This is a genomic window from Donghicola sp., from assembly GCF_025210255.1.
Lineage (GTDB): Bacteria > Pseudomonadota > Alphaproteobacteria > Rhodobacterales > Rhodobacteraceae > Donghicola > Donghicola eburneus.
Genome location: NZ_JAOARZ010000012.1, coordinates 1 through 11,470, shown reverse-complemented (window position 1 = coordinate 11,470; position 11,470 = coordinate 1). Strand labels below are relative to the sequence as shown.

Genomic DNA, 11,470 nt, shown 5'->3' with positions numbered 1-11,470 from the left:
CGCTATCAACTCTCTGCCATCTCATTTCGCCACGCCAGGACCGACGCATTCGACCTCTGGAAAGGCTACGCTGCCGAAATGACCGCCTGACAGGCAGAGCTTTCGCTCCGCTCGATCAGGCGATAATAAGTTGGCAATGCCGTCAAAACTTATGCCCTCCGATTTCTCAATCTGCGCAGAGGGTTGCAGGACGCGCATTTCGGCTATGCGCCTAGTTTCTGCGCAGAATGAAAACTCTTCCTAATAGCGGAAAAGTTCGAGGAGGTGTTCTGACCGCCTGTCTATTTGGTTTGCTTTCTCTGTATTGCCGACCGAATGGGAATCGCAGCGTCAGTCAAATCCGCACACAAGGCATCTCTCGCTGCTGCTGGATCTTCAGATCGAACAGCTTGAATGATCGCCGAATGGTGACTTCCGCCCGTCTCAGATAAAACGCCACTGCGGACAATATTCATAAGCGGGCCGTACCGCATCCAAAGAAGCTCGATCATATCCAGCATCTCTGGGTTTCCACTTCCGCTATATAGCGCGAAGTGGAACCGCTGGTTTGCCCGAAGATAGGCCTTGAGATCCTCTTCCTCATGTCTGTGACACCACAGGCCAGATACACTCTGACGCCCGTTCCCGGGCCAATCATATGGCCTCCAGCAGACGCACGAGCCTCAGCAGGTTGTCCGAACACAGATCACTTGGGCAACGAAGGGTTCGGCCATTCGCCACCCGGATCTCAATGTCTCCGGCCAAGCGTTCATCAACACCGTCTGGCTCGGGCGCAACCAAGGGTAAGAAAGTAATCCCAGAGCCTGCCGTAGCCTCTAGCAAGCCCTTCCTCTTCAGTTCTTGTCGCCATTGGTAAATGTGCTGACGGGTAATATCATGCGCTCGTGCAACGTCCGAAACACTGGCGCCGTTCACGCCAACTTCGTCCAGGATGGCCAGCTTCTCTTCATCCCGCCAGCGGCGCCGACGTTCGACCCCAATAATAACTTCCTGTCGCATCTTAAGCCTTGCCTCATACGACGTCGGTAACGACGCCAATAATGACATAGCTTAAGACATCAGGCCCAACTCAGGCAGGTGGTCCCAATGGAGCCGTTACGAAGGATCATTATCTTATCAACGGTCTGAACGTTTAAGGCGCGACTACCGAAGCAAGCGTAGTGAACGAACTACCTAGAACTTGTAGAGATGGTTCATCAAGGACTTGAATCTGGATCGCGCCACAGATTCAGAAATTGAATTGGACCGCGGTCGGCAAAACCCTCGATACTCAAGTGCATGAAACACATGCCTACACCTCTATACCTGACACGCTCGGACCCCAGCCGGAACATGGCTCGGTTCTATGCACTGTCACTTGAACCCACGCTTTTCGGCGAGGTGTCCTTAGTCAGGAATTGGGGACGGATAGGAACGTGTGGGCAGGTTCGAACGGAAACGTTCGAACGACCAGAGGCCGCGAGTGCAGTGTTCAACCATCTTCGCACTTTAAAGCTTCGGAAAGGATATCGCGTCAGAAGCGGCGGTTGATACGCTACTGAAACAAACTGTCCATTGCTCCGTGGAGCCATAGCCCCTGAGTGAGCCGAGATGAAGACTCTCAGCGTACCAGTCGAACACTCAACTCGTACTAGCTCCTAACACCGCTTGCAGCAGACGCTTGCACGAGCGCGGACCAAACCATCTTAAGTCACATCTGCCATGATGAATCTTTTGGGCCAGAGTAGGTCTCTGTTTAAAAGTCCAAAATCTTTATTGATATCATACCTACTAAATAAAGAAAAAGGCTTAAGTTCACTGTTGTAAATCATACCCGGTGGTGATGTGCGAAGTTTTTCTGGCGTGGGCATGAAGTTGTAAACGTAAAATCTGCGGTATCTTATAAAATCACCGAAATCTTTTTCGATATTTACCCCATATGTAAACGTTCCATTCCACTCCTCAAAGCTCCACCTTATGCATTGACCATCAGCCAAGAAGTATGGCTTAGCTTTTTTGAGATAATTTTCGATTTTTCTCAAATCACTCCCCCCTAGTCCAGTTGCGTTACAGCGCTTTAGCGTGAATATTAAAAAACTTGTAATAATCAGGTATAAATATAAATCTTCAGCCTAGCGTTTGAAGCAAATGCAACACAGATCATACTTGCGACAATATAAGAACAAAACAAGAACATGCAGCCGTAGCCTTGAAGATTTAAGAAGAAGAAATTTTGCGAGAACAGAAGTTTGGTAGCCTTCCCCTGATGAAATCATCCGGATTCATCACGAAAACATTGACTTTCGAAGAAAGTCTCCATCAAGCACGGACACCCCTTTGAGACATGCTCAATCATTTCTGGCAAGTCCAAGGACATTGGGGCATCCGACCATTGCGCGATACCCGCACTGTCAATGGCAGCGGCCATCTGGTCAACTGCCGAGTGAATGGCTCAGGAAATACTGGATTCCACTCGTCAGACGAGCCCACCGGATTGCTACCCAGTTAGAAGCAGAGGGGCGTAGTTCCTGTTCCTGCGGCTCCAGCCACAATGGCAGGAGGCACCAAGCGGGCCTGCCATCCTGCGGCGGGTGATAGGCTGATTGACCGGTCACACAGACCTGCTTCAAGAGCCAGTCCAAATCTGTGTTCGCGGACTGCAATTGCGCCCATTCGCCAGCATCAGTGCGCGCGGCAAAGGCCGCATATTCCGCCGCCCCCGCTTTGGCATGAGTGCCCCCGATCCAGTAGCCCGAGCCAAAGAGCACCGGCACCGCCAATGCCACGGCCAACCCGATCCTGCCCGCCACGCGCAGGGTGTGCTGCGCGGCAAGTCTGGGCAGGTCCTCTGCCAGGGTATCACGGACGGTATCGGTGACGCGCCGCGTAAACTCGCGCTGCTCACTCTGATGGATGACGCGGAATTTCTGGTATTCTTCGCAGGCGGCGACGCCGATCCTGTCCGATAGCTTGCCCATCTCATCCAGCCTTTGATCCAGACTCGTCTCCAGCAGCACCCCCACTGCGATCTGCACCGCCAAAGGGTCATTCGGGTCGATCCCGGCGCTGTGGATCCGCTGATACACCAGATCCATCTGAGCCCGCGTCATCGGCCCCCAGTTTTTCAAAAGGGCATCTACTCTGGTCGGGGGAAACCGCTTCATTGTGCCAGCCCCAGAATTTGGCGGATTTCGTGTGTCAGTTCCTTGCTGAAATCCTCAGTGAAATTGTACAGGCGCGATTGGTCGGTGATCGACATTTCCGGCATGTTTGCCCCGACAGTGAAGGGAACCTTCTGCGCCTTGAGCAGTGCCATGGTCCGCTCATCAATAGCGGGCAGATTCATTTCCGCGCCTCCAGCGGCCAGCAACCGCGCACGGGTTTTGCCGCCCTTCTCCTCGCCCGTGGCATCAGTATAACCGTACCAGTGGGGGAAGTGGGCCTCGGACCGGTTCCCTTGCAGATTCAGCATTGCGATGTGCCGGACGTGATGGCCAAGATCGCCGAGGTTTTCGGTGATATCCAGGTACTTGGCCACGGACGCGACTGTGCTGATGTCCGGCGTCAACAAATGGACGAACACAGCGCAAGTGTCAAAACGGGCAATGGAGCGAACAAACTGATAGAGGGAGTCCGGCTTGTCCCCAAACAGCCGCTGCATATCGGTCAGCCCGCCGCCCGCAATATCATGGACCATGTGGGCATAGCCCTGCCGCAAGCAATCGACCAGCACGGTGCGAGATTCATCCCTAACGCTATATGGGAAAGCACCCATCAAGGGGTCTTGGGCGTCAGACAGCTGCCCCGTGGCATCCCGTGTTCCCAGCGTTTCATACAGAGAACTGACATCGACGTTGCCGTCATAAGCTGCGAGGGGAATGCCTTCGAAACGCAGGGCATCGACCAGAGCGATGGCGGCGGTGGACTTGCCCGACCCGCCCTTTTCGGAGGTAGTGAGGATGAGGTGATTTGTGAAAACAGACACTTGTTACTCCTGTAGTTACAGTTGGTTTTCGGATTTTCGTGAAGTCGTGGCATGAGAGACCATGCTGCCCGGTGCGCCCAAAAACGGGCGGGCTGTCGGAAGCGGTGATCGCGGTTTGGGGCGGGGGGCGGATTTGGTGGGTTTCCGCCAGATTTCAGCGCGGATTTCGGTGTCGGTCGGGTTGGCGCTGCCTGCATCGGCCAGCGCTTTTTCGGCCTTGCCAATGTCTCCAATATAATTGGAGAGGGTCCGCGGAGAGATATGAAGCCCTTCTTCAGCAAGGATTTCCGCAATTTTTTCAAAGCTGATTTTCCGATGGCGAAATTGCCGAATTTCTTCTCGGCATTCTATTACCCTGACCAGAAGCGACCGAAGATCTTTGGTGGGTGTGTCAGACAGACGCTCCTGCATTCTTTCCCTGAGAAAACTCATTTCCGAAACCCTTCACTATAACTCGCATCACGTGGCAATGATTCCGCCAATTCATGAAAGAGTCCAAAACTATCTTTTAGCTAATTTGCAAGGAATCATTTGATTCTTTCGTAGCGGCACTCGCAAACGGCCCCTCACGCAGAAATCGATGTATAACGTTGAAAATGCGTAATAATGCGGAATGCGTTACTGGCGTGGATCGACGTTACGCAATAATTTCATAAATGAAATTCGCAAATCAGACACCTTCGACACACCCGGTGGAAAGATTCCAAAGCTGCAATACGCGATCTGCCAATTGTGCGGCGCTCACTGTGAGCATCACCCTCTCGCGATTTTCGAATTATTAATTCGAAATTCGAAAGGTGCGGAATTAATATTTCGCAATCACCTACTGTGTCATACTGTGCGATTATTGTGCGGCACTGTGCAATTACAATGCGTGACTGTGCAGGTGCTATTGGTCACCCTCTCAGCAAGGCGCCTCGGACCGCGGGGGCAAAACTCTGGAAGGAGGAATAAATGGCACGCCCCAGAAAACCGGATCAGGATAAGCGCACCCGTTGGGATGCCCTCTATGTGACCCCGTCAGAGCGGCTGGAAATTACCAAGGCCGCCAAACAGGCCGACCTATCCGTCAGCCAATACCTGCTCGCGGCCCATCGCCGGCGTGGTCCATCTGCGGACCGGATGGGGACCATTCTGGCCCTGATACAGGCAGAGCGAGAGCTGGCCGCGATTGCGCGACAGTTGCACGCTGTGCCAACGGATGCCTTGGTTCTGCATTCGGATCTGCTGGCGATCGAGCGTAGCTTTCGCAGGGCCGCGCTGCCTTGGGCCTATAGGTTGGAGGGTGACGCATGCTGATCACCCACGCCCGCTACAGCAAGGACGCGACATCAGGCTCGCAAGATGCCGTGGGGTACATGTGCGACCACGCGGTGCGGAAATCGAACAAGCTGGTTAACCGCTCGCCCGCCCCCGAGATCCTGATGGGCGATCCCACGCTGATCCGCGCGGCGATACGGATGGCGCCAGGCCAGCACAAATACCGCAGCGCGGTGCTGTCCTTCGCGCCCAAAGACGTGGATGTCGCGGCTTTTAACGCGGGGTGTGCTGTCCAACGGGGGCGTGTGAATCATGCTCTGACGATGTGGCTTGCGGCTGCATTCGCGGGCATCCCTGCCGCCAACCGGCCGCCTGTGTTGGCCTCAACCCACACCCATACGGGCCGGATGGAGGTTAACCTCTTGATCCCCCGCTGGGTGCTGCGCGCTGACGGCAAAATCCGTGCCTACAACCCCGATCCGCCCGGCGCTGGCAACCGTGCCTTGCGCGAGGCGGTCGAGGATGTGCTGAACCATCGCTTCGCTTGGGCTGATCCGCGCAATCCGATGCTGAAACGATTGGTGCATCTGCCTGACTGGCAGCTCAAAGAGCACGCAGAAGCCAAGCGCCAAGGCTCCCCCATTCCGCAAACGCCGCGCACCATTCTGCTTGCTGGTATCGTTGAGGCAGTATTTGCCAAATCCATCCAGTCCCGCGATGACCTGCTGGAATGGTTAACGGCGAACGGGCAGCTCGTGTACAGCATGGGCAAGCACCACATCACCATCGGTACGCCCGATACGTCACCGAACCAGCGCATGCGTCTGACGGGTCCGATCTTTGACGCGGCGTTTACCAGTCTGCCCGCGCTGATCCCCCAAGGTACGGCCAAGGAAACCATTATACAGAAACGAGTTAACCAAATCCGCAACTCCATCCAGAGCCTGCCCGCACTTTGGCAAAAACGGGCAGATTTCAACCGCAGCCGTTTCGGCCTGATGCGCTGGCCTCGTTTGGCTCTGACCCTGCGCAATTGGATGTCCGGCCCGTTCACTCCGCTGCAAATCCCCTCCTTGCGGCTCGACCGCCCCCTGCAAATTCAAAGGATACCTGATGCCCCTCGCCCCCAACCTGTCCCCGATGGAACGGCAATTACTGGAACGCCAAACAGCATTGGCCGAGGCGATCTTGCTACGCCTCGACGCCATAGAAAGCCGCCAATTGCGGATCGAGCAGGCCCTGTCGGCGCAGGCCAACAACTGGATTTCGGCCGAGGCGCAGGTGACCGAAATCCGCAAGTTGCTCTTGGAAATCCCGTCAGAGGCAGCCGACTAGACTTGATCCGTCGGCGTATTCACGCTCTGCCCGCTGGACCTGACGAGCCGGGTACCGGCTCGTCAGGCATGATGCATTAGGCTCAGGACTTCGGTAACTTTCTCAACTAGGTCCGGCAGGGCAGTTGTTCCGCAGGTTCGATCTGATCCCGTTTGGAAAAGGGAGCGATGGACCGGCGGACCGGAGCAGAGTGCTCCTCGCCCGGGCAGCAATGTGACGCTTCGCTCCGATCCTGAAGGATGCAGCCAGGTCGCAGCTGGTCTTGGTATCTCCCCATCCAAATCGGGTCAGATCAAACAGAGGAGCCAGACAATGCCCCATCAGACAGACATCCAAGAGGAAACCGGCTTGACGTCCGCCATCCTCGACCATCTCGCACTTCATGGCGCAACGCCCGGCCCCGGCGAGACCGATCTTCGCCCCCAGCCCCAGCCCGACGAGGTCGATCTCGCCATGGCGACGCTCTTTGACACCACCACCGGCCTCCTCACTGGCAGCCAGTTGGAAGACAATCTCGAAGAGATGCTCTGGTCCCTCACCTCGATCTTCCATCGCCGGCTGATCCATGTCCAGAAGCTCCTCGACGACAATGAATTCGAAGTCCGGGAAAGTCTGGCCATCCAGGACGGCTCCGAGGTCGCCTCGGTCGAGCTCGAGCGCCTCCAGATGATCGGGCTGAAGCTCCGGGACCATCGCGATGCCTTCGAGCAGATGCGCGATCTGGCTGTGTACCACTTCGCGGCCGCCACGGGTTCACCTTGGCTGCCCCGCACCGGATCCAAGGTCTCGCATCGGGGTCTCACCTCCGCCGTGGTGGACAGACAGCCGGACCTATCTCTCGGCCAAGCGCCGCAAAGAGACCGAGGTGCACTGCACTGAAGGCACGCGGATTGCTTTCTCGGGCGGGGATTATCAGGCCTACGATCTGATCTGGTCCGTCCTCGATGCCACCCATGCGAAATACCCCGACATGGTTGCTCCATGGCGGCACGCCCAAAGGTGCAGAAATGATCGCGGCCCGTTGGCCTGATACCCGTGGTGTCACCCAAGTGGTATTCAAACCCGACTGGAAGAGCCACGGTGAGGTCGCCCCGTTCAAGCGCAACGACAAGCTGCTCGAGACCATGCCGCAGGGTCTGATCGCCACCCACGGTTCGGGCATCACCGATAACATCGTCGACAATGCCCGCAAGCTTGGAATCCGCATCAAGAAAATCGGGGCTTAGGCCCCGGTTCACGTGCCGCGTAATAGATCCTGTACGACAGAAGGCTTCTTTGCGATCAGTGCCAGCAGAACCTGTGCCGGGCCTGTCGGGTGTCGACGCCCGTGTTCCCAGTTCAGCAGCGTGCCTTTCGCGACGCCAATGCTCTTGGCGAACTCCGCTTGGGACAGGCCTGTCCGTTGCCGAACTTCGGCGACATCGACCTCAGCAACGGAAACTTCATGGACCTTCACGCTGGCCAAGTCGCCATCTGTGAAGGCCAGCGCTTCTTCCAGCCCCTTGGTGATGGATTCGAATGCACTCATGTTGCGTCTCCATATTTAGCGACAAGCGCCTTGCTCATCTCTACTGCCGCGGCCTGTTCGGCCTTTGACAGGTTGGCTTTCTCATTCTTGGCAAAGACCGTAATCAGGAAAATCGGCATATGGGTCCCGCCAAAGACATACACCGTCCTGAAGCCGCCGCTTTTTCCGCCCCCCTCTCTCGGGATACGGACCTTTCGCAATCCGCCACCAAGAGAGATGCCCGCTTCCGGATTGGCGGCAATGAAGCTGATCGCAGCCTCGCGCTCCTGGTCCGACATCATTGCCTTGGCGCGCCTCTGAAATTCGGGCAGTTCGACCACTGTTTGCAATCGTGTCATCGTCAGTTCCATATAGGTTTTCGAGGTGTATGTGTCAATGACGTATAGCATGCGCACTGGAAAGGCAAGTTGGCAACCTTCCTTCAGCTTGCGCTCGGTCGACACCTTGGTGAACCGGTTCTGTCGCAAACTTTAGCAGGGAGTGCGGCACCGTAAATTTAACCGGCCAAGCACAAAAACTGGACCGGCTGCGGTGTTCATGCGGCTTCGAGTCGAGCGATGTCGCGCCACGCCTCCATGGCGGCGGCACGAAGTTCGCGAAAATCTGCGGATGTCATTTTGTGGCGAGGCAGGTGAAACAAGTTGGCAATTGGGTCATGGATGGAAGCGAAGCGCTGTAATTGCCGGGCGGATTTGAAGCGTTTCATAACGCGCTCGCGCCTTCGGGTCGATTGGTGTGAGTTTTCAGCCCGGTTATTCAAACCCTTGTGTGAGCGATGCTCGACCCCCGGCATGATCTGGCGCTTCGCCGCCGGGTATGAGCGAAGTTTGTCAGTGACCAGAACCCGTGGCGGATGGCCCTGTCGTGTCAAGAGCCTGCGCATCAGGCGCAGGGCAGCCCGCCGGTCGCGGCGGGCTTGAACCAGCACATCCAGCACGAAGCCCTCCTGATCGACGGCCCGCCAAAGCCAGTGCTTGCGGCCCCCGATTGAGATGACAACTTCTTCCAGATGCCACTTGTCGCCGAGTTTGCCAGCCGAACGGCGACGGATTGTCTTCGCGAATTCCCGCCCGAATTTTTCGGCCCATGCCCGCACCGTCTGGTGCGACACGATAATACCGCGCTCGGCCAGAAGGTCTTCAACCATCCGCAGGCTCAGGGGGAAACGGAAATACAGCCAGACAGCATGGGCAATCACGTCGGGCGGGAAACGGTGGCGGCGATAGAGGCGAGCGTCGGTCATACCGCTATGTCACATTTTACACGGGCAATCGCATTAACTTTACGGTGCCCCCACGAGCTTCAGGAGCAGCAGCGTCAACGCGACGTCGGGGGAGCGCCCGACAGCTTCGCGCAGTGCCAATGTCCGATGCGCCGTCAACTCCATGATCAGACGCTCGGGCAACGGTTTAAACGCACCATCGTCCTCGTCGTCGGGCATGTTCGCGCCAAGCACTTGAACAGCAGAGGTGATCACCGTGCCATGGCCGATACCATCCACTTTGCTCCCCGTTGAAAGCTCAACGCCCTGCCCGTCTGCCGCCTGTTCACCGCTGTGGACGTCGGCATCTTGCCGAGGTTCATCCTCGGGCCGGACAAAGCCCCGATAAACTGCAAGCTCGCCATCGCGATCAAGCGTGACGAAAGCCCCTGCCCGCGCGATGTCCTCCGCGACGAAGATCAGCGGCCGAGCCTCGAGCTTCTCCATCGCGACTTCCAAGTCGCCAAGACGCGCGTCGATCTCTTCAGGGAATTCATCCTGGCCCTCGTATTCCTCCTCGAGCGCCCGGTACTCGGCAAGCAGCTTGGCATGGGCCGCGCCTTCGTCATCCGTCATCGGCGCCGGGTCTCCGCTCAGCCGCCGCAAACCGTGGCTGTAGCCATAGGGCAGGTCGAGCGAGACCTCGATCCATTTCCAACCTTCGGTCGCGATCGCTTCGGCTTCGGCCTGAAGCTTCTCGCTGACGAGACGATCCAACAGGGCAGGGTCTTCCAGCCAGCCGCCGTCATCGCCTTGGAAGAGGTCATGCAACAAGGTGCCACCAGCAGCCTCATAGGCCTCGACGCCAACAAAGACGGCACGACGGTCAGAAGCCCGCACAGAGGTTTCCGTCAGCATCCGCCGGATCTGATAGGGCTCCTTGTTCCAGGATGACCGGATCGCCTCCCAGACCTGAACCTGGCGCTCATGATCCGGATTGACCGTGAAGGCCATCAGCTGTTCCAGCGTCATCTCGTCCTCGGCGTAGAGTTCGAGCAGGGCAGGGGCCACGGCGGCGAGTTTCAGGCGCTGTTTCACCACCTGCGGCGTGACGAAGAAGGCGGCTGCGATCTCTTCATCGCCTTGACCCTTCTCCCGCAACGCCACGAAGGCGCGGAACTGGTCGAGCGGATGCAGGGCTGCACGCTGCATGTTCTCAGCGAGCGAGACGTCTGCGGCGAGGATGGTGGAATTGGCATCCAGCACGATGCAGGGAATGGGCGTGGTCTTGGCCAGGCGTTTCTGCTTCACCAGGAGAGACAGGGCCTGGAAGCGTCGGCCGCCAGCGGGGATTTCGAACTTGCCGGTCTCGGTCCCATCATCCGCCAGAACGGGCCGAACGCTCAGGCTCTGCAGCAACCCACGGCGGGCGATGTCTTCGGCCAGTTCCTCCACCGAGATACCGGCCTTGATGCGCCGGACGTTGGACTGGCTCAGCACGAGCTTGTCGAAGGTTATGTCCCGGGACGGGGACAGGGTGACTTTCTGGGCAGATTTGGCCATCAGATCTTCTCCGCGACGGGCGCCGGAAGCCACTCTCCCGATCTCACTTCCCGTCACCCCTTTCACAGCCCATCTCTACCTCTCAACATGTCCACCGCGGTGGACATCACGCAGTTGCTGTCCCAGAACGAGAAAGCCTCTCCAACAACAGTGATGGGTTGAAGTCAGTTTCTCTGCGACCGAGCGTGATGCTGTGGAAATACGCTCCAAAGTCTCGGATGCGATTGCTCATCTGGAGAATTATGAAGATGGCGCATGATGCTTTTTGAGAGCCTATCTTCTTAGCAGCCTTTTCGAAGGTGCTTTCGTGGATTCCCATCATTGGAGCGAGCGTTCTCGCGTGGCTTTCGACATCGTGCCAGTTCCTAAGAGAGTTCGTTGCGAACGATGTAGCCTGGTCACAAACTGTTGTGAGCGTTTGCAGGGGAGGTGTTTGGCTGTTGGTCCCGCTTTCTAAATCTTTTTGTTCTTTTTTAGACTTAGAATGGTGGCGGACAGTTTGCCCGTCATTGGCGGGCAGTTTCATTGTTTCTGGTGCGTCCACCGCGGTGGACATCTGTTTGCATTGAGCCTCCAGTTCGCCGAGCAAAGTACGATACTCCGCGATCGAGAGCTTCCT

At 56.9% G+C, this 11,470-nt stretch carries 14 protein-coding genes and 1 pseudogene; 5 read left to right on the top strand and 10 right to left on the bottom strand.

Going from position 1 to position 11,470, the window contains the following annotated elements:
* Positions 1-281: 281 nt before the first annotated feature.
* Positions 282-599, bottom strand: coding sequence for an FCD domain-containing protein (locus tag N4A58_RS20905; protein WP_083595583.1), 318 nt, complete (start codon positions 597-599; stop codon positions 282-284).
* A 34-nt stretch (positions 600-633) separates the two neighbouring features.
* Positions 634-999: a transposase gene (locus N4A58_RS03650; protein ID WP_178338703.1), complete on the bottom strand. Its 366-nt coding sequence runs from the start codon at positions 997-999 to the stop codon at positions 634-636.
* A 279-nt stretch (positions 1,000-1,278) separates the two neighbouring features.
* On the opposite strand from N4A58_RS03650, the gene N4A58_RS03645 reads away from it, so the two are divergent.
* Positions 1,279-1,530: a WGR domain-containing protein gene (locus N4A58_RS03645; protein WP_106268363.1), complete on the top strand. Its 252-nt coding sequence runs from the start codon at positions 1,279-1,281 to the stop codon at positions 1,528-1,530.
* 155 nt (positions 1,531-1,685) lie between these two features.
* Here N4A58_RS03645 and N4A58_RS03640 read toward each other — a convergent pair whose 3' ends face one another.
* The 3 genes from N4A58_RS03640 to N4A58_RS03630 all read right to left on the bottom strand — a co-directional run bounded on the left by N4A58_RS03640 (position 1,686) and on the right by N4A58_RS03630 (position 3,964).
* Entirely contained in the window at positions 1,686-2,021 is a 336-nt protein-coding gene (locus N4A58_RS03640) for a hypothetical protein (protein WP_146134994.1), read from the bottom strand.
* 390 nt (positions 2,022-2,411) lie between these two features.
* Positions 2,412-3,143: a hypothetical protein gene (locus tag N4A58_RS03635; RefSeq protein WP_293707943.1), complete on the bottom strand. Its 732-nt coding sequence runs from the start codon at positions 3,141-3,143 to the stop codon at positions 2,412-2,414.
* Complete coding sequence (locus tag N4A58_RS03630) at positions 3,140-3,964, bottom strand: division plane positioning ATPase MipZ (RefSeq protein WP_293707941.1); 825 nt, start codon at positions 3,962-3,964, stop codon at positions 3,140-3,142. Before N4A58_RS03630 ends, N4A58_RS03635 begins: the two co-directional genes overlap by 4 nt.
* 954 nt (positions 3,965-4,918) lie before the next feature.
* Between N4A58_RS03630 and N4A58_RS03625 the strand changes: the two genes are divergently transcribed.
* From N4A58_RS03625 to N4A58_RS03610, 4 genes are all read left to right on the top strand, one after another.
* Positions 4,919-5,263 carry a hypothetical protein gene (locus N4A58_RS03625; RefSeq protein ID WP_072704686.1) on the top strand — a complete coding sequence of 115 codons (345 nt, stop codon included), beginning with the start codon at positions 4,919-4,921 and terminating at the stop codon, positions 5,261-5,263.
* Positions 5,257-6,639 (top strand): hypothetical protein, encoded by a 1,383-nt coding sequence (locus tag N4A58_RS03620; RefSeq protein WP_293707938.1) that lies wholly within the window; start codon positions 5,257-5,259, stop codon positions 6,637-6,639. Before N4A58_RS03625 ends, N4A58_RS03620 begins: the two co-directional genes overlap by 7 nt.
* A gap of 232 nt (positions 6,640-6,871) precedes the next feature.
* The gene (locus tag N4A58_RS03615) at positions 6,872-7,438 is read left to right on the top strand and encodes a hypothetical protein (RefSeq protein ID WP_072704191.1); all 567 of its coding nucleotides are present in this window, start codon (positions 6,872-6,874) and stop codon (positions 7,436-7,438) included.
* 74 nt (positions 7,439-7,512) lie between these two features.
* Entirely contained in the window at positions 7,513-7,785 is a 273-nt protein-coding gene (locus N4A58_RS03610; RefSeq protein ID WP_245888628.1) for an SLOG family protein, read from the top strand.
* Between the two features lie 8 nt (positions 7,786-7,793).
* Here the strand turns inward: N4A58_RS03610 and N4A58_RS03605 are convergent, their stop codons facing one another.
* The 5 genes and pseudogenes from N4A58_RS03605 to repC form a co-directional block, all read right to left on the bottom strand.
* Complete coding sequence (locus N4A58_RS03605; protein ID WP_072704187.1) at positions 7,794-8,087, bottom strand: helix-turn-helix domain-containing protein; 294 nt, start codon at positions 8,085-8,087, stop codon at positions 7,794-7,796.
* The gene (locus tag N4A58_RS03600) at positions 8,084-8,530 is read right to left on the bottom strand and encodes a type II toxin-antitoxin system RelE/ParE family toxin (RefSeq protein WP_246802522.1); all 447 of its coding nucleotides are present in this window, start codon (positions 8,528-8,530) and stop codon (positions 8,084-8,086) included. Before N4A58_RS03600 ends, N4A58_RS03605 begins: the two co-directional genes overlap by 4 nt.
* 92 nt (positions 8,531-8,622) lie before the next feature.
* On the bottom strand, positions 8,623-9,330 hold the full coding sequence (locus N4A58_RS03595) for an IS6 family transposase (RefSeq protein ID WP_072704184.1): 708 nt from the start codon (positions 9,328-9,330) through the stop codon (positions 8,623-8,625).
* 51 nt (positions 9,331-9,381) lie between these two features.
* Positions 9,382-10,851: pseudogene (locus N4A58_RS03590) on the bottom strand (ParB/RepB/Spo0J family partition protein); the annotation flags it as partial.
* A gap of 106 nt (positions 10,852-10,957) precedes the next feature.
* A partial coding sequence (gene repC / locus N4A58_RS03585) for a replication initiation protein RepC (protein WP_293707926.1) occupies positions 10,958-11,470 on the bottom strand: 513 nt, incomplete at its 5' end.

Bases quoted from the DNA above. Each gene is read 5' to 3' on its own strand.
- N4A58_RS03650 (WP_178338703.1), bottom strand. From the start codon at position 999: ATGCGACAGGAAGTTATTATTGGGGTCGAACGTCGGCGCCGCTGGCGG.
- N4A58_RS03645 (WP_106268363.1), top strand. From the start codon at position 1,279: ATGAAACACATGCCTACACCTCTATACCTGACACGCTCGGACCCCAGC.
- N4A58_RS03635 (WP_293707943.1), bottom strand. From the start codon at position 3,143: ATGAAGCGGTTTCCCCCGACCAGAGTAGATGCCCTTTTGAAAAACTGG.
- N4A58_RS03625 (WP_072704686.1), top strand. From the start codon at position 4,919: ATGGCACGCCCCAGAAAACCGGATCAGGATAAGCGCACCCGTTGGGAT.
- N4A58_RS03620 (WP_293707938.1), top strand. From the start codon at position 5,257: ATGCTGATCACCCACGCCCGCTACAGCAAGGACGCGACATCAGGCTCG.
- N4A58_RS03615 (WP_072704191.1), top strand. From the start codon at position 6,872: ATGCCCCATCAGACAGACATCCAAGAGGAAACCGGCTTGACGTCCGCC.
- N4A58_RS03610 (WP_245888628.1), top strand. From the start codon at position 7,513: ATGCGAAATACCCCGACATGGTTGCTCCATGGCGGCACGCCCAAAGGT.
- N4A58_RS03605 (WP_072704187.1), bottom strand. From the start codon at position 8,087: ATGAGTGCATTCGAATCCATCACCAAGGGGCTGGAAGAAGCGCTGGCC.
- N4A58_RS03595 (WP_072704184.1), bottom strand. From the start codon at position 9,330: ATGACCGACGCTCGCCTCTATCGCCGCCACCGTTTCCCGCCCGACGTG.